Origin of the sequence: Pseudoalteromonas distincta (assembly GCF_000814675.1) — a bacterium.
Classification (GTDB): Bacteria; Pseudomonadota; Gammaproteobacteria; order Enterobacterales; family Alteromonadaceae; genus Pseudoalteromonas; species Pseudoalteromonas distincta.
In genome coordinates this window covers 190,846-216,053 of record NZ_JWIG01000016.1, presented here as the reverse complement: position 1 = coordinate 216,053, position 25,208 = coordinate 190,846, and the positions used below count along the sequence as shown (strand labels likewise).

The following is a 25,208-nucleotide window of genomic DNA, read 5'->3' as shown; positions in this document are numbered from 1 at the left end:
TTATTTTTAGCTACATAAATAAAGCTTATTTTTGTAATTTAATACCATTGTAATAGGCATCAAGCGTTGTGATTTTAGTTTGATTTGGTAAATCGGCAAAGTCACTTTCTATAAACTTAGTCCCGCGTAATTGCACATTTAAACGTGCAGCATTAGAGTTAAGCATTGTTTGCTTGTAGTAGTCTTTTATATCTGCAAGCGTTACTTTTTCAACTTCATCAATCAGCTTTTGCTTAGAATCAAAGGTAAAGTTTTCACGGTACCAATCGTTTATAAGTGGGCTCATTTCGTCACTTAAGTTTTTAGGCTGCTCTTTAAGTGATACAAGGGTAGAGTTTTTCAGCTGCTCAAACGTTTCTTCGCTCATGTTATCAAGTTCAACTGCGTATTCTTTTTTAAACTTATCAAAACGAGCTTGTATTTCTTTTGGTCCTTTAACCGGTGTTTGAATATACAAACCAATTGCTGAGTAATCTTCAATTGGGCGAGCTAACGCACCTACTGCGTATGCAAGTTGCTCCTCAGTACGCATTTTATCAAACGCAACAGTTCTAAAGTGGCTTTGTAATACAGCTGCTTCTGCTTTTTGTTTGTAACCCGCAACAGGGTGAACGGTCATATCAACCACCGCTACATCGGCTACATCGATATCTTTTTGCAGTACCAGTGTTTCGCCCGGTTGTGGCAACCACGCTTTGCTTCGTGCAAATTCACTGCGCTTATGATTACTTGGTAATGTTGCACTTAACTCTTGTGCAATCGCGTCAATATCTTGCTGATCGTAATTACCGTAACTAAATACGCGTAAATCGTTTTGTGCAAACGTAGCTGTTTTTAATTGTGCTAAGTCGGCAACACTCAGTGAGTCAGCGGCTTTTATAAGCGCATCTGTATCAAAGCCACCTGTACGGGTTAGTTTTGAATACTCGCCAAATGCTTGTGCATACGGAAACTGCTTTTGTTGGTTTAGTAAATTACGTTTAAAACGATCTACCGCTTGGCTAAATGCTTGTGCTGTTTCATCAGCTTTTAACCCGGTTAAAGCTTGTTTAAGCAATACATCTTGCTTATCTGTAAAACCACTCATAGATAAAACAAGGCCATTACTCGGTGCTAAGCTTACACTCATACCGGCGATTGCTGCTTCGGTACTTAACTGACTTTGTTGAATATTATATAAATCAGCCCAAACAGAATAAAGGACTTCTGCTTTGATATCGTTCAAACCTGGTTGAGTATTTATATAAACTTCAACAAGCCCTTTTGGCTGCTCTGCAAATTTTTGACTTGCTTGGCGCCATACTTTTACACCATTTTTATCGTAAGCAAGTTCTGGGTGTTTTTGCTCTTTAAATGCTTGAGTTTTTATTGCAAAATTTTCAGGCAATAAATTGTTTACTGTTGGTAGTGCTAACTTAAATTCGCTTGGTTTTTTCCAGCTGGCGATTTCATCATCGCTAATGTCACTGATGCGGTATTTACCGTCGTAAAAGTGTAGTTGTGAGTCTGTCTCTTCTTGCTGCGATACATACCAAATACGAAGGGTGTCGGCATTTAACTGCTCAAGTACATTGTTTACAGCGTCAGCGTCAAACTTTGCATAATAATAAGGTGCATTAATAGCGTGATTTAACGGATAGTCTTGCATGCTTTGCGTAAGCGAGCTTACATAATTAAACTCATCACCTTTTTCTAAAAACTTAAACTGGTTATTAAGGGAAGTACGAATTTCGTTGAAGTACTTGCTATCAACGCCTTCTTTTTTAATTAGGTCGATGTACTGCATGATAGTTGCAACTATTTCATCACGATTTTTCATGCCTTCATCGGTAAGTTCTACATTTACATTTAACGAACCGTAGTTGCCATATTGATTTGGTGCAGCTGAAGCAGAAAGCTGAGACACCCACCCTTTATCACGAAGAAGTTGCGCTGGGCTGCCCGGCATTTCATTACTTAGTAAATACGCTACAAATCGGTTTGGTTTAAGTGCAAATTCGCTATTATTATTAGCAATGGTGAAATCAAGTTGCAGCTGTTTTACATCTTCATTTGGTGCATAAAACACGCGTTTTCCGCCAGCGTTATCAAAATCAAGTTTTGCAGTCACTGTTGGTTTTTCGATATTTTTATTTTTTATGTCAGCAAAGTATTTTTGCGCTTTTTGCTCCATTTCAGCAATAGGTAAATTAGAAATAAGCGCAACTTTCATAATATTTGAAGAGTAATATTTATTATAAAAATCAACTGTTTCTTTATGAAGTGAACTGTTTTCTTTATCGCCAAGGGTCTCTAGGTTACCAATTAAAAAGCGATTAGCTGGGTGATCGCCCATCATTTTACGCGCGAGTTTAAATTGTCCAAAAAAGTCCATTTCGCGGCGCATTGACCACTCTGCATTCACTGCATTTTTTTCTTTGTCTGTGTATTCTGGGTATAACTTAGGCGCTTTGAAAAAGTCAGCAAAACGGTCTAGCCCTTCATCAAACGCGTCGTTATTAATTTTAAACATGTAATTAGTAATATCGAGCCACGTGTAAGCATTGTGCGCGCCACCATTTTTGGTCATAAAATCAGAATACCCTTTTGTGTCTGGGTAGCGATCTGTGCCTAAAAACAGCATGTGCTCTAAATAATGCGCCATACCTTGTTGCGACATTGGGTCGTTCAGTAAACCAACACCAACGCTTAGTGCCGCTGCTGATTTTTCAGCACCTGGATCTGACACTAAAATTACTTCAATGTCGTTTGCCAGCTTAAGTGTTTTATATTCACGGTTATCGTTAGGACTAACGACTAACGTATCTGATAGTAAAGAGGCCTGAGGCGCCACTGAAACCGAAGCCGTATTTGAACAACCACTTAAAACTGCAAGTGCGATAGCACTAAAACCAATAATCTTTTTCATTTTTGTTTTCCATTAAAAAGTATTGCGCAAAATAGCGTGCGCCAATTCAAAGCAATATAGTTAAGCTAAACTAACATTTTCAATTAATAACTTTCTACAAAATAACGCTATTTTGTGTAACACATTGTGAAAAATGTCTTCATAATCGGATATTAGTTGGGAGTCTGCCAACCTTGCGAGATTAAAAATCATTCAATATCAAAAAATACGCAAATTCTAAATAATAATAAGGAAAAACAATGGAAAAAATCATCATACTTGCCATGTTTGCACAAGTTACGCTTTCACTGGTTGTCATGCTCATTATGGGTAAAAGGCGCTTTGCCGCAGCTAAAAACAAACAACTAGATTTAAGTGATTTTAAAACAATGCAGTTAGATAAGGCTGGCGACACTATTAGGGTTGCAGATAGAAATTTTTCAAATCAGTTTGAAATACCTGTGCTTTTTTACGCGGGGTGTTTACTTGCACTGCAACTAAATAGCGCCAGTACACTTGTGGCAATACTGGCCTGTTTATTTGTAGCAACACGTATTGTGCACAGTGTTATTCATTTAGGTGAAAATAACGTACGCGCACGTTTTAAAGTGTTTTTACTGGGTTGTATTTGTGTGTTTTCAATTTGGCTAGCAATGGTTTGGCGAGTACTATTTTAAACAGCAAAGTTTAATAATAGTAATGTGGACGGCTGGTTTAGGCCATCCACATTACCGTTAATTTTAATTATTTAGCACGTTTTAAACGAGGTACCGCAAGTAAAAAAGCACCTAAAAGCCAAATTAACCCGCCGCCAGAACTGCTACTAGAATCTGTTGATGTGTCAGAATCAATTAACGTATTTTCAGTAACAGTAAGGCCTGCTGCTGAATTAGGATCATCATCCATTACCGCCACATTTTGAATAGTCACTAAGTTAGCACTACTAATTGTTACATCAGTACTTGCACATTGCTCGGCAGTAATATCAACCACGGGTGTTTCACCACAGTGTACTAACGCTGCAATTTTATCTAACGTTGATTGGCTTGCTGCAGTAATTTGTCCAAACACAGTAAAACCACCGTTTTGCGTATCAAGTGCTGCACTATTGTCTGTAATATTAAAAAACCACTGACTTGTTGCGCTATTAGCATCACCCGATAATTTAGCCATCGCAATGGTGCCCTTAACATTAGAAAAAACGGGCTCATTTTCTACAGCAGGCTTTGTAGTAATTGCATCTAGCGAATCAGAAAATGTAAATCCACCACCTTGAATAACAAAGTTACTAACAGAGCGGTGAATTACTGTTTCGTTATATGAATCGTCTTGAACGTAACTTAAAAAATTTGCGACTGTTTTGGGGGTTTGTTGATCAAACAGGTTAATCTCTATGACACCTTGGCTCGTGTTCATTTCAACTATAGTAGCGGTGCTTGTAAAACTTGCTGCAGCAAGTGCTGAGCCAAGTAAAAGTTTTTTCATGTTTTATTCCTGTTGTTATATTTTTTAAATAATTAGTTAATGCGTTAACACATTAATGCCATCGGCGACTAAAATCGATTCTAAAGTGTGAGTTGATACAATTAAGACCGTGTTGATAACAAATTAATTACATATGCCATTATTTATATTCTTTTTTGCTATATAAATCTAACTATTTAAAATTAAATCATCTTAAAAGTGTGGTCACTTATTTGTTACCTTAAAAAAACACAAACAACAGGATCTAACAATGCCACACACTAAACAAACAATTTGCGACTTTGGTTTACACAAAGGTGAACCATACACAAAACTACCGGCGAGCTTTTTAACGTGGATGGTAGGTATAAACCATACTAAGCGGGAATATGCGGATGCAGAGTTAAAGCGTCGCGAAAGTGCCGCCACGAATCGATTAACTGTACCTTCTAAATAAAATGTCAATAAGTACGTTTTTTTAGCATAAAACTAGTTTAAACTACCCGCTTGATAAATTAAGTAGACCTTAATCCATAGGTATTTTATGCGTATAATTATTTTATTTTCGATTATTTTTAGTGTACTTGGATGCACATCTCCTGCTCCTGAATCAACCTCTAACAGTACTCCTACTGAATATTTAACTGTTCTTCATACTAATGATAATCACGGCCGTTTTTGGCAAAACGAAAAAGGCGAATACGGTATGGCCGCTCGCAAAACGTTAATTGACTCTTTACGTAATGACGCCCAAAAGCAAGGTCATGCCGTTTTACTTCTCTCTGGTGGTGACATTAATACCGGTATTCCTGAGTCAGATTTACAAAAAGCAGAACCTGACTTTAAAGGTATGTCGCTGATTGGTTATGATGCAATGGCATTAGGTAATCACGAATTCGATAACCCTATTGATGTTTTGAAGCAACAGCAAAAATGGGTGGACTTTCCTTTTCTATCAGCCAATATATTTGAAAAAGAATCAGGCGAACATGCGTTTGATAGCTATAAAATATTCAAAAAAAACGGCTTAACTATTGCTGTCATTGGATTAACAACAACAGACACAGCTAAAATTGGTAACCCTCAGTATATTGGGCACTTAGAGTTTAAAGACCCTGTTGACGTTACCGCAAAACTAGCTAAAGAAATAAAAGCTAAGTACAACCCTGACATTACCATTGCGCTGACTCATATGGGTCATTATGTTGATGCTAGCTTTGGCATTAATGCACCAGGTGATGTAACACTTGCTCGCTCACTTCCTGCAAACACACTTGATATGATCATTGGCGGTCACTCACAAGAACCTGTGTGTATGAGTGATACAAATGTAAATGACGATAACTTTAAACCTGGCCTTGCCTGTAAGCCAGACCAGCAAAACGGTACTTACATTATGCAAGCCCATGAATGGGGTAAGTATGTTGGTAAAGCTGAGTTTAAGCTTGAAAACGGAAAATTAACGTTACTAGACTACAAACTCATGCCTGTTAATTTGTATGTAGATAAAGTTCAAGCTGATGGCTCTACTAAAGCAGTATTAGCAAACGAGTACATTAAACCAGACCCTAAACTTGAATCTTATTTAGCGGTATACCAAGCTAAAGGCGCTAAACAAATTGAAGGTACCATTGGTGAAGTAGATGCTCGCTTAGAAGGTGACAGAAACAAAGTTCGTTACCAACAAACAAACCTTGCACGTGTAATTATTCAAGCTCAAATGGATGTAGTAAATGCAGACTTTGGATTAATAAGTGGCGGTGGTATTCGCAGCTCAATAGAGGCTGGTAAAGTAAGCTATAAAGATATTTTAAAAGTACATCCTTTTAAAAACCGCATTACTTACATGGATTGGCAAGGCAGTGATTTATGGGATTACTTAAATACAGTAACGAGCTTCCCGCCGGATGCTGGTGCTTATTTGCAATACCATAAAATATCGTTTGAGCGTAAAAATAATCAGTTGGTTAATGTTTTGATCAATGGCGAACCGCTTAATAAAAATAAAACATACAGAATGAGTCTAAATAGCTATAACGCATCAGGCGGTGATGGTTATCCTGCACTTACAAATAAAAAAGGCTTTGTAAGTACAGACGAAACAGATGCTAAAGCACTTCAAGACTTTATTTCAAAAAATAGCCCTCTTAAAGCGGCTGAATTTACCCCTAAATAACCTCTAAGAATAAGAGGAAAGTAATCTAGTTACTTTCCTCTTATTTCAATATTACCTTTTTTAATATTTGCCAGCCCATAACTATGCAAACGAGAACGAGAGCCTTCTCCATAGGCTTTAGGTGGGTAATATAACTCTTTTTCTTCAGGACACTCACTAAGTACTTCATCTAACGCCGCACGTATCTCACTCAAGGTTTTTTCTAGGCTATTATTAAAATTAGGTCTTTTTCTAACCGTATGACCAAGTTCGACCAACCTATAAAAATACTTGTTAGCGAGCTCTAGAAGCTCCTCTGGTACATCTTTATTATGACTAAGCGCTACATCATCGTTATTTGTACAATACTCTACAAGTGCTAAATAAAAGCATAATGGCTTATTGGCTAAACCCACTTTTTGCTCTGCATTACAACTACTTGATAGTGTTTTATCGTTAAGATCAACTATAAGCATCAGCGGCGTAGGCTCTGTAATTGACTGATGTTGTGCATTATTAAACTGCTTATTACTTTGTTTAATAAACGCAAACTTTACCCAAAAACTAATCAACACACTTAATACTAAAAATATAAAATAGTAAATAAAATGGCTTAATGTAAAGTGGGTTTGCTGAACGTTAAATACAACTAATACAGGTCCGTTATTAGTGCTCAAACTACGTGTTATTTGGTGTAAGTTTACAGGTGCTAGCATTTCGCCTTTTGGTGCAATAGCAACAACTTTAAGCCCACTCATATTAATGTAGCTATTTAAGGTTTTAATGTAGCTATTAACCGCATCTTTATTCCCCGAATGCTTTAGCAATTCATTTGATAAATCAAGTAATGGTAAGTCGAGTGCAATTTGCCTTTCTATCTGCGTTATTTTTTGTTTAGTTACTTGCTGGCTTTTTTGAATTACAGAAATATAAAACACAGAAGATAAAGTTAAAAATAAGCATAGTAAAACAAGCAGTTGTTTATATTTACTCATCACTAACTTCCTCTTTTAAGTTTACTGAGCTAGTACCGCAACTCCAAAACGATTGTGCATTTTGATAATAATGCAAACTTTGATCTTTAGACATATCAAGCAAATTTGCCTGTACTGCACATAATAAATCAGTATTATTTTGCTGCATTTTTAAATACCATCTTGTTCCAGTAATATTATTACTCAAAGCCGTAATATAATTTTTTGAAAAACGTTTTTCGTCACTCTCTTTCCAAAACGAAGCAATAATATCTACTTTTCCGTCGGCGAGTAAATCGCGTAATTCGTTATGAGAACTAGCATAAGTGATTTTCAAATTAGCTAAATTTATATCCAGTTCTTTAAACATTTGCTTTGGTAAAATATGCCCTGATCGGCTGGTAGGATAATCAAGCAAACCTATGCGTTTATCTAAAAAATATTGTTTAGTAATTCGAGGTTTTTCTTTAGAAGATATAAAAAAAGCCGTGTAGTTAGAAAAACCAACTACGGGTTGGTAGTTATAGGTCGACTCCGCTTTAAATGCAGCCATAATATTGCTTTTAGCCAAAATTAGGTCAGCAATTCCTTTACCAACAAACTCAAAGCTATCTGCCGTTCTATATCCCCAATACCCTTTTACCGAGCCATATTGCTTAGCTACTACGTTATCAGAGCATAACTTTTGTGTTAATAACTTGGCTATTTTTTTTGATTGTGTAAAAACAATTAATTGGCCTTTATTACTTGTAGCAGTTGTTTGACACTCTGTTGAGGTTTCGATCATAACCGGAAAATGTAAATCATCATTGTATACACTAACTTGACCGCAAACCCACGTAACGACCAACAATAGAAACAAAAATGTAACAATTAACATTTTGTGCAACACAATATTTTTATAATTCAAAGCAATGCCACCCAAAAATAGACGATATAGTGTATTTGAACAATTTCGCTTACCTATTACAACAAGTAATTTTACCCATTAAATTTAAGGCATTGATTTTAAAGGCAATCGAATAAGAAAATATGAATTTTAATAAGTCCTTTCTATCAACATTAAAAATGAGGACAATTGACCGCATTAGCTTATAGCAACCCCATGAAATATTCATTTAGGAAGTTTTAATGCATAACAATATAAAGTACTCGATATCTTCTGCGCTTTTGATTAGTGCGATATTCACAAGCACTAACTCACACGCTTGGGGTCAAAATGGCCACCGTATTGTAGGGCAGATTGCACAATCTCATATAAGCGAAACAACTAAAGCAGCAATTAAACCTTATTTAGATGGTGAGTCACTTGCGCAAATATCAACGTGGCCTGATGAAATGCGCTCTGCTCCTGGCGACTTTTGGCAAAAGAAATCATCTCGTTGGCATTACATTAACGCAGCCCCAGGAAAATCTTTCAGCTTCAATCACGATCATACTAAAAACAAAGAATCTGTAAGTAATATCCTCGAGGGCATTCACTATTCAATGCAAACGCTCACTGATAAAAATAGCACCTTAGATGCTAAACAGTTCAGTTTGCGTTTTTTAGTGCATTTAGTAGGTGACAGTCATCAACCTTTTCATGCCGGTCGAGGTGAAGACAGAGGTGGTAACCGTATTAAGGTTTCTTTTTTTAACGAAGAAACAAATCTTCACAGCCTTTGGGATACAAAGTTAGTTGAGAACGAGAACTTGTCGTTTACTGAATACGCTCAATTTATTGATACAAATAACAGCGAATTAATTGCTGAGTATTTACAAAGCTCACCTAAAACTTGGGTTGAAGAATCACACAATTTAGCAACAAAAATTTATAAGTACACCAACGACGAAGTTGGGTACAGCTACATTTATAACAACACTCCAATTGTAAAAACACGCCTACAACAAGCGGGTATTCGACTAGCTGGACTATTAAACGCCTTATTTGACCCTTCTGCAAAAGAGTTAGAAACGGCACTAAAAATGACGACTGACAAATAAACAGTATTAAATTTATATAACCTACACACGGGAACTATTAGCGAGCTAACTACAAACGAAAGTGGTACGTTTATCGCTAATGGCTTACGTGTAGGTGGTCCTTACATGGTTATCATCGATTCTGATAAGTTTAATGATACAACTGTTGAAAATATCTATCTAAATCTGGGTGAAACATACCGCTTAAGTTCGCAGCTTGCTCCGCTAAACATTGAAAAAATTGAAGTGTCTGGTTATAAAATCGTTCAGCAATCTGGTGGCTCAAGCAGCTCATTTGGTTCTGATACTATTGAAAATATGCCAAGCTTTAACCGCGACATTAAAGATATTGCGCGCTTAAACCCACTTGCCAGTATTAATGGTAATGGCGAGCTAACGTTTGCAGGTAGTAACCCTCGTACCAACGGTTTAACAGTTGACGGTATTGGTCAAAATGATGACTTTGGCTTGAACTTTGGTGGCTACCCTACTTCTCAGCCTCCTGTAGCACTTGATGCTATTGAACAAGTTTCTGTTGATGTATCTCCTTTCTCAGCTTCTAAAGGTAACTTTGGTGGCGGTACTATTAATGCAGTAACAAAATCTGGTACAAATGAGTTTAAGTTCTCTGGCTTTTATGAAATCTCTACTCCAGAGATTGCTGGTGACGTAAAAAGTATTAGTGAAGAAGATGAGTTTGACCCATTAACAGGTCATAAAACTTATTCTTTTTATAATGTCGAGCCTATCCAGTCAGAAAAGCGTTATGGTTTTAACGTAGGTGGCGCTATTCTTGAAGACGAGCTGTTTTATTTTGTAAACTATTCTAAATGGTCAAGCGAACAAGATCTAGATTACGGCTTTGACGGCTCTGGTGCTGCTAACGAATTTAATACTTCTGAAGCTAACTATAACCGTTTTATTTCTATTTTAAATAATGAATACGGCTTGACCGATTCATTAGCCGGCGCGCCTGAAGATACCAACGAAAGCTTATTAGTAAAACTAAGCTGGAATGCTAGCGATGAACATCGCCTAGATTTCACGTACCAGTGGCAAGACGACCAAGACGAGCGCAATAGCAGCAGCGGTGGTAACTCTGTTGTTATGCGATCTAACACTTATGCTTATGTTACTAAGTTTAATAATTTTTCAACTAAATTATACTCAGATTGGAGTGACAACTTCTCTACTGAGGTCGGCATTGCATATAAAGATGTAACTTCAAATAGCAATACCCGTTCAGATATAGGCAGTGTTAGTGTCTATGAAGAAGAAATAAATGGTCGCGGTACAGGCGCTCAATTTGCTTTTGGCACAGACAGCACCCGCCACGCTAACGTATCTGAAACTAAAAACCTAACGCTTACATTTGATGCAACCTATTTAATGGATGAGCATGAAATTAACTTTGGTGCACAGTACGAGTCATTAAAACTTTATAACCTATTTGCCGAAGATTCATTAGGGTCGTGGCAGTTTAAAAGCTTAGATGATTTTGAAAACCGCATGGTAAGTTTTGAAGCTAAAGACTCGAAAAAAGATGAAAATGGTAACTACCCATACGCTTTTGAGTACAAAAATGCCTATACTAATAATTCATCTGATAAAGCTTATGATGTAACGCGTAACCAGCTAGCGCTTTATATTGAAGATAAGTTTTACATTGGCGATGACTTAGAAATGACTGCTGGCATTCGTTACGAGCGCTTATCATCAGATGACAAACCAACGCTTAATGAAAACTTTGCTAATACTTATGGCTTTACCAATCAAGAGAACCTTGATGGTATAGATATTATTTTACCGCGTATCGGCTTTAAATATTATGCTACAGAGGCACTTACAATAAGTGGTGGTATTGGTCGCTTCCAAGGTGGTATTCCAAACGTATGGTATAACAACTCCTTCCAAGCCGATGGTATTACAGAAGTTACAGCCCCTTCAACCGTTATTAATGAATATTATGCTAATAACCAAGCTGATATTACTCAAGTCCCAGATGAAATTAAAAACTCATTAGAGAAAGGCAGCGGTAGCGTTGCTTTTATAGACCCTAATTTTAAATTGCCTTCAAGCATTCGTACTCAAATTGGTTTTGAATACGAATTCGACTCTGAATTATTGGGCAACGGTTTTAAGTGGCAAGCAGAAATCGCTTATCATAAAAAAGAAAATGAAGCCGTGTGGCACAACGCTTCGATTCAACCAGTTGGATTGGCGGCAGATGGTGAACGAGTTATTAACCAAACTATTTACGACAACTTTGATAATGCTGATATCGTAATGACTAACTCATCTGAAGATGGTCGTTCAATTATTATTTCAACAGGTCTAGCTAAAGAGTGGGACAACGGCTTATTTACCTCTTTTAGTTATGCACATCAAGACGTAACTGAATCTTCTATTGGTTCAGCATCGCAAGCTGAAGGTAACTACAAGCATAATGTTACCGTTAACCGTAATGAAGACCTTGCTGCACGAGGCTCTTACGAAGTAGAACACAGTTTTAAAATTAATTTAGGTTACAATACTGAATTCTTCTCAGGCTACGCAACCAAATTTAATGTTTACTTTGAACGTCGCTCAGGTCGTCCATTTAGTTATACTATGGATATGTATCAAGATGACGATTTAGGCGATACTAGTACGTTATACAAAAACAGCGCATACTTACCTTATATTCCAACAGGAGCTGATGATTCTCTCGTAAACTGGGGTGAATCAGGAATGAATTGGAATCAGTTAGAGCAGCTGTTAAATAAAGCAGGTATATCTGAACGAGGCCAAATACTTGGTAAAAACACAGCGACTCAGCCTTGGGTAACGACCATGGATGTGAGCATCAAACAAGAAATCCCTGGCTTTGCACAAGGCCACAGTGGTGAAGTTTACTTCATGATTGATAACTTTGCCAATTTACTTAACAGTGACTGGGGTATAGAGAAACGTTTAAGCTATGCAAACCAAACTATTTATGATTTTGGTGGTTTAGATAAAGAAGGTCGTTATATTATCGATTCAGCATATAACGGTGCGGATGTACGTAATTACTCGCAAATCAATTCATCGTCATCAGCTTGGCAGGCTAAAGTTGGTATTAGCTACAAGTTTTAAGCCTTAAAACTGCATCAATAACTTGTTAAGTTATTTGTTAGTTACAATAAACCCATTACAAATTTGTAATGGGTTTTTTTATTTTCCCCCCGATAGTTTCACATGTTTGTCATAAACCCCACGTAATATATACCCTGATATAGAGTTATTGCTCAAAAAAACACTCAAATAGACAAAAATAATACTATTTATTAAAAATATATTGCAGTTGTATTTTATTTGTAACGAATAAATAAGGTACACTAGTAACGGATTTTGAATAAATGAACTTCAACTGTTTATTTTACAAAATTAATATAAAAATATAAAAATTTAATTAATAACTACACGGGAAAATTAAATGAAAACTCAACTTCGCAAAACAGCTCTTTCACTTGCTATCGCAGCATGTGTTGGTGTGAGTGGTGGCGTATTCGCTAGTGACACAACGTCATCAGTTAAAGGGCAAATATCTGGCCCTAACGGTAATCCTGCAGCAAATACTAAGCTAATATTAGTTCATGAACCAACAGGTACCCGCAGAGTAGTAACAACAAACGATACAGGTACATACAATGCCACAGGCCTTCGTGTAGGTGGTCCTTACAAAATAATTATTGATTCTGATGTTTACCGAGATGTTCAAATTGAAGATGTTTATCTTTCACTTGGCGAAACTAGACAGCTAGATAAACAACTATCTAGTAACAGCATGGAATCTATTGTTGTAACTGGCTCCCCAGTTCTATTCAATTCATCTGCAAATGACTCTTACTTTGGACAAGAAGCAATAACTACGACACCTAGTATAGGTCGTGATATAAAAGATATTGTTAAAAACAATCCTTTAGTAGTTATTCAGCCTGGTAGCGAGAGTTCGATGACGATCGCTGGGTCTAATCCTCGCACAAATTCAATAACTATTGACGGTATCCCACTAAATGATGATTTTGGCCTAAATGGCAATGGCTACCCTACTCAGCGTAACCCTTTCCCTCTAGATGCACTAGATCAAGTTTCAGTCTCTGTTGCTCCAATTAATGCAAAATCAAGTGGATTTACTGGTGGTAATGTAGATGCCGTATTCAAATCAGGCACGAATGAACTGCACGGCAGTGTTTTTTATGAAAAATTAAGCAGCGATTGGGCTGGTTCTCCAAAAGATGCTTCTGGTGAAAAGCTTGAATTAGATTTTGAAGAAAAAAATTATGGCGCATCTTTTGGTGCCCCAATAATTAAAGATAAGTTATTTATTTTTGCTGCTTACGAAAAATTTGAATCACCGCAACAATTAGAATATGGCGTAGCTGGTTCAAATGTTGGAACAAATAAAACAACTGTAACTACTGCCGATTTAGAGGCAGTTAGAGCTATAGCTAATGATGTTTATGGTATTAGTGATATTGGTGAATCAGATGTACAACCTCAGTTAAATGATGAAAAGTACATTGCAAAAATTGATTGGAATATCAATGATTACCATCGTGCTAATTTCGTATATATGCACAGTGAAGGTAATAGCACTCGTAACATGACTAATGGTAATACAGAATTAAGATTGAGTACCCAGTGGTACAACAACGCTCAAAAATTAGACAACTTCAGTTCAACTTTATATTCAGATTGGACTGACGAATTCTCAACGCAAATTAGCGTAACTCAAAAGTCAGTTGAAACTGGTGCTATATCTCTTGGTAATTCATCTAATCTAGGCGATATTACCATTGAAAACCTTGATGTAGATGGTGATGGTGAAGAAGGTGCTATTGCATTTGGCTCTGATGAATTCCGTCATTCCAACACTCTAGAAAACGACTTGTTCACAGTTAAGTTCGATGGTACATATCTTTTAGATGAACACACTATAGAGTTTGGTATCAAATATGATGTACTAGATATTGAGAATCAATTTTTACCTGGTTCAAAAGGTGTTATCTCATTTAATAGTTTACAAGATTTTAATGACCAAATAGCATCTGAATATAGCTATAGTAATGGTACTGGTAATAATCCGGCAGCTGTAATTGCTAAGTTCTCGCGAAATGATATCGCTCTGTATGTAAATGATACATGGGATTACAGTGACGACTTAATATTGTCTGCTGGCTTACGTTATGAGCGTTTGGGCTCTGACGATAAACCGATTTACAACGCTGGGTTAGAAACTCGTACTGGTTTCGATAATACAAACAACCTAGATGGCGTAGATATAATACTACCTCGCGTTGGTTTTACTTATACACTCAATGAAGATGTAACCATAAGAGGTAGTGCTGGTCGCTATGCTGGTGGCAACCCTAACGTTTGGATATCTAACTCTTACTCGAACGATGGTATTAGTAGTCAGTCTTATTCAGACCGTGACATCTCTATACCTACTAATGCATTAAATAATCCTATTGATGCAGCCATAGCGGCAGTAGATTCAGGTACGGAAGGCTCTCCGTCAAACTTCATTGATCCTGATTTTGAAATCCCTTCACAGTGGACATTCATGTTAAACAGTGATGTTAATTTAGATATTCCATACCTTGGTGAAGGTTTTGCTTGGACAACTACAGCTATTTATACTAAAAAGGAAAATAGCGCTGAATGGATTAATGCTGCTATATTAGACAACGATTCTGTAGTTGGTAGCACGATCGACGGCGCATTACCTTTCTATAATACATCTGACCTTGAGATAATGTTGACAAATGCTGATGACGATGGCAGATCTGTTATCTTAAGTACTGGTATATCTAAGTCTTGGGATAACGGCTTCAAGTTTGATGCGTCTTATACAAACCAAGATATTACTGATGGTAACCCTGGGAGTTCATCAACAGCACGTAGTAATTACCGTTATGGCCATTTTGGAGACCATCAAGAAACCCAAGTTGGTGTTTCACCTTATGAAACTGAGCACAGATTTGTAATCAATCTAGGGTATACAGCTGAATTAATTGAAAATTATAAAACCAAGTTTAACTTATTTATTGAGCGTAATTCTGGTTCAGCTTATAGCCAGCTAGTAAGTTTAGAGAACCTAACTGGTGGACGTTTCTTTAACCAAGACTTGATTCAACCTTCTGGTGGCACAACATATGGCGGCAACTATTTACCTTATGTTCCAACAGCAAATGATCCAAATGTGATTTATGCTGATGGTGTTACCGAAGCTGAAGTTTTAGCTCATTTTGACAGTCTAGGGCTTTCAGGTTCTGCTGGTGGTTTCGCTGATAGAAGCCAAGGAAAAACACCTTGGGTGACTACAATGGATTTGTACGTATCACAAGAAATCCCTGGTTTTGCAGATGATCATCGTGGCGAGTTTTATTTCGTTATAGATAACTTATTAAACTTAATTGATTCATCTAAAGGTAAGGTTTATCGCCAGAATAACAACTCAAGAGATGTTGTTGAGATGGATATTGACCAAGCAACTGGTAAATACATCATTGGTAACCCTATAAATGATGACTTTACTTTTGAAGCGGAAGATTCAACTTACAAAATTAAAGTAGGTGTTCGTTACACTTTCTAATTTAGAACTGTAACCTAAAACATCTTTTAAAAGCCCACTTTGGTGGGCTTTTTTATGCCTTTAATTTGTTATTTAACTTTTCAAAAATACCCACTAACACTTCGTATTCTTCGTTGGTTAAAGTATTCAGTAATTGTTTTTCCCAATTCAGTGCATCGGGTGCTATTTGCTCATATAAGTTTTGCCCTGCTTTGCTCAGTACAAGTAAGGCCGCGCGTTTATCTTGTGCATTTAACTCACTTTTCACTAAACCTTTATCTATTAAAACTTTTACCGCACGCGACACTGTCGACTTGTCCATATTTGCTTGCGTGCATAAATCCTTTGCGTTGCTCTGACCATACTGCGCTAAATTAGCAAGTATTCGCCACTGGGGAATATTTAAACCGTATTTAGTTTGATAAACCTCGGCAAAGTCATTACTTACACGTGTTGCTACATTCGTTAATTGATAAGGTAAAAACGTTGCTAAATCAATTTTCATTTTTAGTTATCCCAGATTTATAAGGCTTACTTTGGTGTTCATTAATATTTACACGGATGCGTAGTTGCACATTTGATATTAGTCTCACTTGAGAGTATCTTAACTGAAATAAAAATAATATTAAACCAACCCCCTCTCACAGGAGTCAGTAATGGCGACACAATTAAGTTATATGACCGGTTTTGGTAATGAATTTGAAACACAAGCGCTACCCGGTGCACTGCCAATAGGACAATTTAGCCCACAAAAAGTTAAATACGATTTATACACTGAGCAATTTAGTTCGACTGCATTTACGGCTCCTCGCGCTTCAAATCGTCGCACTTGGTTTTACCGCCTTCGTCCGTCTGTAGTGCAAGGTGATTACCAAGCAATTGATAACGGCCTAATAAGAACAGCCCCAATCACTGAAGCCGTAACACCACCAACAATGCTACGTTGGAACCCTATTGATATGCCTTCACAGCCTACTGATTTTATTGATGGCTTAGTAACGATGGCTGCTAATGGCAGTGCTAATGGGCAATCTGGTATTGGCATTCATGTATATGTCGCTAATCAGTCAATGCAAGGGCGTTACTTTTGCAATGCCGATGGCGAAATGTTATTTGTCCCTCAGCATGGTGAGTTATTAATTCACACCGAGTGCGGTAAGTTAAGCATTAAACCAGGTGAAATTGCTGTAATTCCCAGAGGAATTAAGTTCTCAGTTGACTTAATTGATAATACAGCCCGTGGTTATATTTGTGAAAATTATGGCCATGCGTTAGAGCTTGCAGAGCGAGGACCTGTTGGTGCAAACGGTTATGCCAACGACAGAGACTTTCAATACCCTGTAGCAGCCTTTGAAGATAAAGAGGGTGACTTTGAGCTTGTTTCTAAATTTAACGGTAATTTATTTAGCTGTGAAATTAAGCACTCTCCTTTTGATGTGGTTGCATGGACGGGTAATAGTGCGCCCTATAAATACGACTTATCGCGTTTCAATGTAATGAATACAGTGAGCTTTGATCACCCCGATCCTTCTATATTCACTGTACTAACCTCTCCTTCTGCTACTGAGGGTATGGCAAATGTCGATTTTGTGATATTTCCACCGCGTTGGATGGTAGCCGAAAATACATTTCGCCCGCCGTATTATCACCGCAATATTATGAGTGAATTTATGGGTTTGATTGAAGGTGTGTATGATGCAAAAGAGCATGGTTTTGTACCTGGTGGCGCAAGTTTACACAATTGTATGTCGCCACATGGACCTGAAGCCGACGTATTTGAAAAAGCCTCAAACGCCGAGCTTACACCACAAAAATATGAAAACACATTGGCCTTTATGTTTGAGTCGCGCTATATAATTTCACCGACAAAATATGCATTAGAAGGTAAAGAGCGCCAACCAAATTACACCGATTGCTGGCGTACTATTAAAAAACAATTTACAGGTTCACAGGATTAATTATGAAATTATACAGCTACTTTCGCTCATCAGCGGCTTATAGAGTGCGTATAGCGCTTAACTTAAAAGCAATCGATCATGAACTTGCTATTGTTAACCTTTTAAAATCGGAGCAGCTTGGGGAAGAATACTTAGCGACTAATCCGCAAGGCTTACTACCTGCACTTGAAACCGATGATGGTGTTTTAGCACAATCACTTGCAATACTTGAGTGGCTTGATGAAACTTATCCGCAATCGCCATTGATTACAGGGACTGCGTGGCAAAAGTCGCAAATAAGAAACTTAAGCTTTGCCATTGCTTGCGATATTCATCCTGTTAATAATTTACGCGTGCTGAAGTATTTATCAAACGAATTAGGTGTTGATGACGAGGCTAAAAATAAATGGTATCGACATTGGATAGAAGTTGGTTTTGAAAAAATAGAACTGATGCTAAACGAAAATAATGACTACTGCTTTGGTAACCAACCAACACTTGCTGACATTTGTTTAGTGCCGCAAGTATTTAATGCAATTCGTTTTAACGTAGATATGGGCGCTTATCCAAAAATTGCAGCCATTTACGAACATTGTAATAAATTAGCTGCATTTAATGACGCTGCACCGCAAAATCAACCCGATGCAAATTAAGCTAATTTAGATTAACTTTGTAGCGCGCTATGAATAACCGTAACGTGCTCAATTAAATCTAAGCCCAGATCAGTTAAATATCCGCCATCTGGGCTATCTATAATCCCTTTTTCAAATAAACGTTGCGCTGCGCTAAGTAAGCTTGGCTCTGCGTCTGAATGTAATTTAATACCCTGCATTTTACTGTCGCGAGGAAACTTTGCTAATAGTGTGAATTCTTCGATCATTGTTTGATTAAATTGCATTGTGTGCACCTTTTTATTGTTCTGTGAATAACTAAGTTTATACTTAAAATCACTTTGTGTACTTTACACTAGCACGTTTTTTAGCTTAATGTATTATTTTTAACCCTCCCTATTTAAAGGCCTCTAATGCGTAACTTTTTAATTCTATGTTTTTGTTTTAGCAGCTTATCGTATTCAATACTTAGTGAAGCAACAACGCTAAAAACCCATTCAATTATTGATGCAAACCAGTTTGTAAATGAAGAAGTTAACTGTTGGTACGACAACAAACGCTATAGCGAAGGGGCATTAATACAAGTTCATTCTTTTACACTTTTGTGTGGTGCTAAAACACCCCAACACAGTAACAGCCAACTCATTTGGCTTAAAATAGATAAGCAAGGTAATGCTATTTACCCAACAGATCCTAAAACAATCACTGTGAATTAGCGCTAAAAGCTGATTTAAGCTACAATGCATGCAGTTTAAATAAGTAGTATGGCTATGAATAATCAACCTAAAAACCCTTTACATGGGGTAACATTAGAACAAATACTTGTTGAGTTAGAACAGCGACTTGGCTGGAGAACACTTGGCGAGCAAGTAAAAATTAAATGTTTTACTGATCAACCCAGCATTAAATCGAGTTTAAAGTTTTTGCGTAAAACGCCTTGGGCTCGCGATAAAGTGGAAGCACTTTATATTCACACTATAAATAATAAGCCTATTCGTAGACCAAAAAGTGCACCAAGAGAAACATCTTCTCAAGCGCCGGATACAACAGGGTTTGTTTGGCCATCAATTAAAAAATGATGAAAAAAAGGAGCTAATTTAGCTCCTTTTTTGATTATAACTAACGCGATTTATTGCTCTTTGCAAATCACATTTAATGAAGCCGGCTCAATAGTAATAACCAGTTTTTGAGCGGTTTTAACTTCACCATCTAGCACGTACTTAAGCTCTCCTTCGCCTGTAACCTCTACTCTTTTGGCATTTGTATGATGAGAGTTTATAGCTAAATGTGTTTGCGTTAAGCTACTAAACATCAGCTCTGCAATACTTAGTACTGTGGTTGAATCTTCATTATTTGGTGTTAACCAATTTATATCGAGTAGCCCGTCACTATGATCAGGTTGCCCGCCACCTTGAGCCAATAACGTTGTAAAAGGCGCAGCATTGGCCACAATAAAACTATTAGTACATATTTCTTTTGGCTCATTATCATCGAGTTTTACTTTAAGTAACTGCGATTTTTGCTCGCCAAACGCTTCAAAAAAACCATTTAAATAGGCAAGTTGCCCCGATTTATTTTTCGACTCTCTATCTGCTTTTTCTATCATTGATTGCTCAAAACCAATACCCGCGAGCAGTAGTACTAATTCATTATTACAATAAGCAGTATCTATTATGCTTGTTTGACCATCTATAATTAAGTCACAAGCCTGTTCAACAGGAATAAATTTAGAGGTAATACCCATCAATACATGCGCAAGGGCGTTTGCAGTCCCCATAGGGATGATGCCTAGTTTACATTGTGTATTTACAAGTACGCTTGCAACTTCGGCCACCGTACCATCTCCCCCGCATGCGATAATAATATCCGGCTTTTGCGCAATTTCCTGTTTAGCCAGCTCAATACCGTTAACTTCTTTTGTAGTAGTGAGTACTTTCAGATCGTAATAGTCCGATAGCCGCGCAACAATTAAGTGCTCTTTTTCTTCCCATAATCGTGTACCAGATACAGGGTTTGCAATTAAAACGGCTTTGTTTTTAATCAGTAATTCGCCTTTTTTATGTCGCTTAGCTAAATGGCGAAGTTGATGCTTATTTAAATTTGCGGTTTCGCGGGTTTCTTTTATTTGTGCAAGTACTTCATGCACATCTGCATTTTTGTTTTGGCTCAGTAAATAAGCCGCCATGACAAAAACAGAGCGCCCACGCCCTAAAGCACAATGAACGACTACGCGATGGTTTTCTTTAACATGGTGATGTATCCAATTAATAGCCTGATTTAACTGAGAATGGGTAGGAATACTATGATCGAGCACCGGAATGTTTAAATAATTAATATTCTCTTGTGTTGAACTCCACTCGAGTCCGTCGAATTCACACGTAACATCTAAAATCGCCGTAATCCCGTTATCTTTTAATGTGTCTATATCTGAGGGAAATAATCGGCAAGCTAAAAATAGGTTTTCGTTTATTTGTTGAATGGGCGGCACTTTATCGCGCTTACGTGACCAGGCATTATAAATTTGCACACCGAATAAAAATGGCACAAACGCCCACCGTATATAAAATGGGATCACCCCATTTTCACGCTTTCTAAATATTTTTGCTGTATTAAAAATATACGCGGTACTCACTAATAAAAGTGACAGCGCAGTCCAATAAAAAACAATAGCAAAATAGACAGAGTTCACTTCCCAACCAATAAAAATAAGCAGTAGTGCCAATAGTAAATAACTAATTGCAGCCCACATAGTCTCTCCTTTGTGAAAATAATGCCGATTTATAATCTTAATTTAAACGGCTTTAAGTAGTCTTTTGCAAATATCACGCCATATAAATGCCATTTAAAATTCAAACGCGAACAATAGGCCATTGATATATATAGTAATTAATAAACTAAAATCTACTACAGACCGCTCTTTGTGCATTTTTTACAAACATGTGAATAAATTATACTTACACGTCTAAATTTCAAACACTGATCGGTTATTACTTGTACTAACGTATAAAGCAGCTAATCTAAAAGGCAATTAAATTTTTTGCATCCAAATCACACCCTCAACCGTTTACTCAATGATAATAAGAAAAACAGGACCCCTATGGATAACGATGATTTACTCCCTCTTTTGTGCGCAACAGCACAAGGAGACAAAAATGCTTTCTCAAGTTTATATCAACAAACTAGCGGCAAACTTTTTGCTATTAGCTTAAATATGCTCACTAACAGAGCTTATGCGGAAGAGGCACTACAAGACGCTTTTATAAAAATTTGGCATAACGCATCTGAATATAACGCCTCTAAAGGCACCGTTATTAGTTGGATGATAAGTATAGTCAGATACAGAAGTCTTGACTCACTTCGCTATCACAAAGTACGAAAAGAACAGTCGTTAGGCGATGACGAATATGAAAATGAAAGTATCGACGTTAATTACGATGAAGAAACGAAACTGGTCAATTGTATCGAACAGCTTGAGCCGCAACAAAAACAAGCTATTCACTTAGCTTATTATAAGGGGCTGAGTCATAGCGAGTTAGTGGATCATATAGAAACGCCATTAGGTACAGTTAAAAGCTGGATCAGGCGTGGGCTTATGCAGCTACAAAGGTGTTTAACATTATGAATTATAATAAACCCGAACTATTAGACGCGCTTGCTGGTCAGTACGTGCTTGGCACACTTAGAGGGCTTGCCCGAAAGCGTTTTCAGCGTCTGTTACTTAACTCAAATCAAGCACGTGAAGCAACAAATATGTGGGAGCAAAACCTAAACAACTTAGCGAGTGCTATTACACCGCAAACGCCACGTGACGATGTATGGGTAAATATACTACAGCGTATTGAACACAGACCACAAACAAGTAAAACAGTCATACATACCAAGCCTTCAATTTGGCGTACCTGGTCTTTTGTGGCAACTGCCGCATGCATTGTTTTAGCCTTTTTGGTTATTCAGCCTAGTACCAATGTTATGCAAACTCAGCAAATTGCTTTGGTTCAAAATCAAGATAAACAATCATTGTGGTTTATTGATGTAAGCGAGCAAGGGCTCTCAATTAAAGCTAGCAGCCAATTGGTTGCTCAAACTAATAAAGATTATGAGCTGTGGATGATTTTAAAAGGTCAAGATGCACCTATTTCATTGGGTTTACTGCCCAAGCAAGGCAGTAAAATATTATTTAAAGATAATCGCTTTAACGCAAGTGATATCGCATTGTTAGCAGTGAGTTTAGAGCCTATTGGTGGCTCACCAAATGGCTCTCCCACTGAAGTGCTTTACACCACAGAGCTGGTACTTTTATAACCCTACTTTCATGACTAAAGTTGGCTGTTTACTTAAAGCAGCCAACCTACTCTCTAACTTTTTAACAAAAAATAAAATAATTTAACTTTTTTGCATCCAATTTAAATCTCGCCCCGTTATTAGCTATGACTTCAATCAAAACTAAAGGACAAAGTCATGAAAGCTTTAACTCCATCAATACTCGCAGTAGTAATATGTAGTACGTTTGTAAGTGCACCAAGTGAAGCATCTAGCCACAGAGAAGCGCCAAATATAAGCCGTTTCCCGACTTTAGATTCTACCGATTTTTATGTATTTAATAGTTACGAGCAAGGTCGTGATGATTACGTCACATTAATTGCTAATTACATCCCGCTGCAAGATGCCTACGGCGGTCCTAATTACTTTGCAATGGACCCAGATGCTACCTACAGCATTCATATAGATAACGACGGCGATGCTGTTGAAGATATTACATTTGCGTTTAACTTTAAAAGCATGCTTCCTAATGATAATCAAGGTGTGCAATTAACTGTTGGACCTGAAGGTAATCAACGCACCGTGTCTGTACCGCTTAAAAATGTAGGCGGTGTATCTGCAGGTGATAACAGCGCTGTAAATTTTAGCGAATCATACACAGTAAGCATGATAAGCGGCGCGCAGCGTACTGGCGAAACAACGCTATTAAATAACACTGCATCAAACTCCAGCACATTTTCTAAACCACTTGATTATGTGGGCAATAAAACATTTGGTTCAATGAGCGATTACCAAACTTACGCTGACCAATTTGTGTATCAGGTTTCAATTCCTAAATGTGAAAGCATGGCACAAGTTTTTGTAGGGCAACGTAAAGACCCATTTGTAGTTAACCTAGGTAAAACATTTGATTTAGTTAACTATGTACCTGTAGAGGGTGATAGCGCCCCAGGTGCTGGTGACGGCGGTGGTTTTCCTGGTGGTATAACACAATCAGCTGATAACGACGACCTTGCAGATAAAAACGTAACATCAATCGCTATCGAAATACCTAAAAGCTGTATTGTTGGTGAAGGTAACGGCGTAATAGGTTCATGGACAACAGCAAGCCTACCTCAAGCTCGCGTATTAAATCCTAATGCTAAATTTGCTAATAATGGCGTTAATGGTGGTGCTTTAACACAAGTTTCACGCTTGGGTAGCCCGCTTGTAAACGAGCTTGTAATTGGCATTAAAGACAAAGACACATTCTCCACTGCTCACCCTAAAGATGATGCACAATTTTTAGATTATGTATCTCATCCAGCACTACCTGAGTTATTAAACATTTTATTTAAAGATGCTGTTAATACGACCCTAGGCGCAAACTTAGAAACACTGGCACCCACAAACTTCCCGCGTACTGATTTAATCACTGCATTTTTAACAGGTTTTGCAGGCGTTAATCAGCAAGCAACTGTAACACCTTCAGAAATGCTACGTTTAAATACAGGCATTGCAGCAACAGCGCAAGCTGATCAATCTGCATTTGGTGTAGCGGGTAATGATTTAGCCGGCTTCCCAAATGGTCGTCGCCCGGGTGATGATGTGGTTGATATTGCACTTCGTGTTGTGATGGGTCGTTTATGTCATCCTATCCCAGTAAATGGTGAAGACACTGATTTAGGACTTTGTGCACCAGAGGATGCTAATACAGGCACAGTGCCATTTACAGACGGCGCGCCTATTGATGCAACAATGATGAATTCATCATTCCCATACCTTGCAACACCACTTGCTGGCTCTAAATAAGGAGTAAAATAATGCGTAATTTAAAAACTACCCATATTTGTGTTCTCCTCAGTGCATTAACATTGGGAGCATGTAGTAGCGATGATGATAAAAAACAACCTACACCGGTTGTAAACACAGCGCCTACCGCAAGTGATGCAATGCTAACTACACAAACTGAGGTAAGCATTACCGATATGCTTAGCGCAACCGACAATGATGGCGACTCGCTTACTTACTCATTAACAAGTGAGCCAGCTCTTGGAACTGTTACCGTTAATAGCGATGGTAACTTTACCTATACACCAAATAAAGAAGTGACAGGTTCAGATAGTTTTATGTTTGGTGTAAGTGATGGCGTTAATTCGCAAGTAACTGCAACAGTAAACATTGCAATTGACGCACTACAAGTCGACTTTGCTCAATTTGCAACCGATGCATTTAATCAAGCGCTAAATGCAGAGCCGTTAACTGTTAACGGTCGGGTGTTTACAAACACCGATACTGATGTTGATGGATTAATTTCAACAAACGGTAACTAACCAAGTAATTAAGCTGACAGGCCATGGATGGCTTTTTTCAAA

At 37.6% G+C, this 25,208-nt stretch carries 20 protein-coding genes and 1 pseudogene; 14 read left to right on the top strand and 7 right to left on the bottom strand.

What is annotated here, in order from left to right:
* Nucleotides 1-25: 25 nt before the first annotated feature.
* Nucleotides 26-2,908, bottom strand: coding sequence for an insulinase family protein (locus QT16_RS11525; protein ID WP_039488487.1), 2,883 nt, complete (start codon nt 2,906-2,908; stop codon nt 26-28).
* Nucleotides 2,909-3,147: 239 nt separating this feature from the next.
* Between QT16_RS11525 and QT16_RS11520 the strand changes: the two genes are divergently transcribed.
* Complete coding sequence (locus QT16_RS11520) at nt 3,148-3,564, top strand: MAPEG family protein (RefSeq protein ID WP_002959052.1); 417 nt, start codon at nt 3,148-3,150, stop codon at nt 3,562-3,564.
* A 67-nt stretch (nt 3,565-3,631) separates the two neighbouring features.
* Here QT16_RS11520 and QT16_RS11515 read toward each other — a convergent pair whose 3' ends face one another.
* Complete coding sequence (locus tag QT16_RS11515; protein WP_039488486.1) at nt 3,632-4,372, bottom strand: peptidylprolyl isomerase; 741 nt, start codon at nt 4,370-4,372, stop codon at nt 3,632-3,634.
* Nucleotides 4,373-4,622: 250 nt separating this feature from the next.
* On the opposite strand from QT16_RS11515, the gene QT16_RS11510 reads away from it, so the two are divergent.
* Both QT16_RS11510 and ushA read left to right on the top strand, forming a co-directional pair.
* Entirely contained in the window at nt 4,623-4,808 is a 186-nt protein-coding gene (locus QT16_RS11510) for a hypothetical protein (RefSeq protein WP_024594581.1), read from the top strand.
* 87 nt (nt 4,809-4,895) lie between these two features.
* Nucleotides 4,896-6,527 carry a bifunctional UDP-sugar hydrolase/5'-nucleotidase UshA gene (ushA, locus tag QT16_RS11505; RefSeq protein ID WP_039488485.1) on the top strand — a complete coding sequence of 544 codons (1,632 nt, stop codon included), beginning with the start codon at nt 4,896-4,898 and terminating at the stop codon, nt 6,525-6,527.
* A gap of 29 nt (nt 6,528-6,556) precedes the next feature.
* Here the strand turns inward: ushA and QT16_RS11500 are convergent, their stop codons facing one another.
* Both QT16_RS11500 and QT16_RS11495 read right to left on the bottom strand, forming a co-directional pair.
* The gene (locus QT16_RS11500) at nt 6,557-7,501 is read right to left on the bottom strand and encodes a hypothetical protein (protein WP_039488484.1); all 945 of its coding nucleotides are present in this window, start codon (nt 7,499-7,501) and stop codon (nt 6,557-6,559) included.
* Complete coding sequence (locus tag QT16_RS11495; protein WP_082007355.1) at nt 7,494-8,360, bottom strand: type 2 periplasmic-binding domain-containing protein; 867 nt, start codon at nt 8,358-8,360, stop codon at nt 7,494-7,496. The genes QT16_RS11500 and QT16_RS11495 overlap by 8 nt, the downstream gene beginning before the upstream one ends.
* A gap of 251 nt (nt 8,361-8,611) precedes the next feature.
* On the opposite strand from QT16_RS11495, the gene QT16_RS11490 reads away from it, so the two are divergent.
* From QT16_RS11490 to QT16_RS11480, 3 genes and pseudogenes are all read left to right on the top strand, one after another.
* Complete coding sequence (locus QT16_RS11490) at nt 8,612-9,466, top strand: S1/P1 nuclease (RefSeq protein ID WP_039488483.1); 855 nt, start codon at nt 8,612-8,614, stop codon at nt 9,464-9,466.
* A gap of 27 nt (nt 9,467-9,493) precedes the next feature.
* A pseudogene (locus QT16_RS11485) lies at nt 9,494-12,562 on the top strand (TonB-dependent receptor); the annotation flags it as partial.
* A gap of 340 nt (nt 12,563-12,902) precedes the next feature.
* Nucleotides 12,903-16,067: a TonB-dependent receptor gene (locus QT16_RS11480; RefSeq protein WP_039488482.1), complete on the top strand. Its 3,165-nt coding sequence runs from the start codon at nt 12,903-12,905 to the stop codon at nt 16,065-16,067.
* A 52-nt stretch (nt 16,068-16,119) separates the two neighbouring features.
* On the opposite strand, the gene QT16_RS11475 is transcribed toward QT16_RS11480, so the two are convergent.
* Nucleotides 16,120-16,551: a MarR family winged helix-turn-helix transcriptional regulator gene (locus QT16_RS11475; RefSeq protein ID WP_024591817.1), complete on the bottom strand. Its 432-nt coding sequence runs from the start codon at nt 16,549-16,551 to the stop codon at nt 16,120-16,122.
* 151 nt (nt 16,552-16,702) lie between these two features.
* Between QT16_RS11475 and hmgA the strand changes: the two genes are divergently transcribed.
* Nucleotides 16,703-18,004, top strand: a complete 1,302-nt coding sequence (gene hmgA / locus QT16_RS11470; protein WP_039488481.1) for a homogentisate 1,2-dioxygenase — start codon at nt 16,703-16,705, stop codon at nt 18,002-18,004.
* Between the two features lie 2 nt (nt 18,005-18,006).
* Nucleotides 18,007-18,636 carry a maleylacetoacetate isomerase gene (maiA, locus tag QT16_RS11465; RefSeq protein WP_039488480.1) on the top strand — a complete coding sequence of 210 codons (630 nt, stop codon included), beginning with the start codon at nt 18,007-18,009 and terminating at the stop codon, nt 18,634-18,636.
* Nucleotides 18,637-18,647: 11 nt separating this feature from the next.
* Here maiA and QT16_RS11460 read toward each other — a convergent pair whose 3' ends face one another.
* Nucleotides 18,648-18,881: a TIGR02647 family protein gene (locus QT16_RS11460; RefSeq protein ID WP_007375551.1), complete on the bottom strand. Its 234-nt coding sequence runs from the start codon at nt 18,879-18,881 to the stop codon at nt 18,648-18,650.
* A 126-nt stretch (nt 18,882-19,007) separates the two neighbouring features.
* Here QT16_RS11460 and QT16_RS11455 point away from each other — a divergent pair, with 126 nt between their 5' ends.
* Nucleotides 19,008-19,310 carry a DUF1496 domain-containing protein gene (locus QT16_RS11455; protein WP_039488479.1) on the top strand — a complete coding sequence of 101 codons (303 nt, stop codon included), beginning with the start codon at nt 19,008-19,010 and terminating at the stop codon, nt 19,308-19,310.
* A gap of 54 nt (nt 19,311-19,364) precedes the next feature.
* The gene (locus QT16_RS11450; protein ID WP_024591820.1) at nt 19,365-19,673 is read left to right on the top strand and encodes a VF530 family protein; all 309 of its coding nucleotides are present in this window, start codon (nt 19,365-19,367) and stop codon (nt 19,671-19,673) included.
* 50 nt (nt 19,674-19,723) lie between these two features.
* On the opposite strand, the gene QT16_RS11445 is transcribed toward QT16_RS11450, so the two are convergent.
* Nucleotides 19,724-21,343: a diacylglycerol kinase family protein gene (locus tag QT16_RS11445; protein WP_039488478.1), complete on the bottom strand. Its 1,620-nt coding sequence runs from the start codon at nt 21,341-21,343 to the stop codon at nt 19,724-19,726.
* A 348-nt stretch (nt 21,344-21,691) separates the two neighbouring features.
* Between QT16_RS11445 and QT16_RS11440 the strand changes: the two genes are divergently transcribed.
* The 4 genes from QT16_RS11440 to QT16_RS11425 all read left to right on the top strand — a co-directional run bounded on the left by QT16_RS11440 (nt 21,692) and on the right by QT16_RS11425 (nt 25,166).
* Complete coding sequence (locus QT16_RS11440; RefSeq protein ID WP_024595876.1) at nt 21,692-22,216, top strand: sigma-70 family RNA polymerase sigma factor; 525 nt, start codon at nt 21,692-21,694, stop codon at nt 22,214-22,216.
* Nucleotides 22,213-22,896, top strand: a complete 684-nt coding sequence (locus QT16_RS11435; protein WP_039488477.1) for an anti-sigma factor — start codon at nt 22,213-22,215, stop codon at nt 22,894-22,896. The genes QT16_RS11440 and QT16_RS11435 overlap by 4 nt, the downstream gene beginning before the upstream one ends.
* A 156-nt stretch (nt 22,897-23,052) precedes the next feature.
* Nucleotides 23,053-24,645, top strand: coding sequence for a DUF4331 domain-containing protein (locus tag QT16_RS11430; protein ID WP_039488476.1), 1,593 nt, complete (start codon nt 23,053-23,055; stop codon nt 24,643-24,645).
* Nucleotides 24,646-24,656: 11 nt separating this feature from the next.
* Complete coding sequence (locus tag QT16_RS11425; RefSeq protein ID WP_002959034.1) at nt 24,657-25,166, top strand: cadherin-like domain-containing protein; 510 nt, start codon at nt 24,657-24,659, stop codon at nt 25,164-25,166.
* Nucleotides 25,167-25,208: the final 42 nt, after the last annotated feature.

Excerpts from the sequence above, each read along its gene's own strand:
- maiA (WP_039488480.1), top strand. The coding sequence starts at position 18,007 with ATGAAATTATACAGCTACTTTCGCTCATCAGCGGCTTATAGAGTGCGT.
- QT16_RS11475 (WP_024591817.1), bottom strand. The coding sequence starts at position 16,551 with ATGAAAATTGATTTAGCAACGTTTTTACCTTATCAATTAACGAATGTA.
- QT16_RS11435 (WP_039488477.1), top strand. The coding sequence starts at position 22,213 with ATGAATTATAATAAACCCGAACTATTAGACGCGCTTGCTGGTCAGTAC.
- QT16_RS11525 (WP_039488487.1), bottom strand. The coding sequence starts at position 2,908 with ATGAAAAAGATTATTGGTTTTAGTGCTATCGCACTTGCAGTTTTAAGT.
- QT16_RS11500 (WP_039488484.1), bottom strand. The coding sequence starts at position 7,501 with ATGAGTAAATATAAACAACTGCTTGTTTTACTATGCTTATTTTTAACT.
- QT16_RS11520 (WP_002959052.1), top strand. The coding sequence starts at position 3,148 with ATGGAAAAAATCATCATACTTGCCATGTTTGCACAAGTTACGCTTTCA.
- QT16_RS11495 (WP_082007355.1), bottom strand. The coding sequence starts at position 8,360 with ATGTTAATTGTTACATTTTTGTTTCTATTGTTGGTCGTTACGTGGGTT.
- hmgA (WP_039488481.1), top strand. The coding sequence starts at position 16,703 with ATGGCGACACAATTAAGTTATATGACCGGTTTTGGTAATGAATTTGAA.
- ushA (WP_039488485.1), top strand. The coding sequence starts at position 4,896 with ATGCGTATAATTATTTTATTTTCGATTATTTTTAGTGTACTTGGATGC.
- QT16_RS11425 (WP_002959034.1), top strand. The coding sequence starts at position 24,657 with ATGCGTAATTTAAAAACTACCCATATTTGTGTTCTCCTCAGTGCATTA.
- QT16_RS11455 (WP_039488479.1), top strand. The coding sequence starts at position 19,008 with ATGCGTAACTTTTTAATTCTATGTTTTTGTTTTAGCAGCTTATCGTAT.
- QT16_RS11460 (WP_007375551.1), bottom strand. The coding sequence starts at position 18,881 with ATGCAATTTAATCAAACAATGATCGAAGAATTCACACTATTAGCAAAG.
- QT16_RS11430 (WP_039488476.1), top strand. The coding sequence starts at position 23,053 with ATGAAAGCTTTAACTCCATCAATACTCGCAGTAGTAATATGTAGTACG.
- QT16_RS11480 (WP_039488482.1), top strand. The coding sequence starts at position 12,903 with ATGAAAACTCAACTTCGCAAAACAGCTCTTTCACTTGCTATCGCAGCA.
- QT16_RS11440 (WP_024595876.1), top strand. The coding sequence starts at position 21,692 with ATGGATAACGATGATTTACTCCCTCTTTTGTGCGCAACAGCACAAGGA.
- QT16_RS11510 (WP_024594581.1), top strand. The coding sequence starts at position 4,623 with ATGCCACACACTAAACAAACAATTTGCGACTTTGGTTTACACAAAGGT.
- QT16_RS11515 (WP_039488486.1), bottom strand. The coding sequence starts at position 4,372 with ATGAAAAAACTTTTACTTGGCTCAGCACTTGCTGCAGCAAGTTTTACA.
- QT16_RS11490 (WP_039488483.1), top strand. The coding sequence starts at position 8,612 with ATGCATAACAATATAAAGTACTCGATATCTTCTGCGCTTTTGATTAGT.
- QT16_RS11450 (WP_024591820.1), top strand. The coding sequence starts at position 19,365 with ATGAATAATCAACCTAAAAACCCTTTACATGGGGTAACATTAGAACAA.
- QT16_RS11445 (WP_039488478.1), bottom strand. The coding sequence starts at position 21,343 with ATGTGGGCTGCAATTAGTTATTTACTATTGGCACTACTGCTTATTTTT.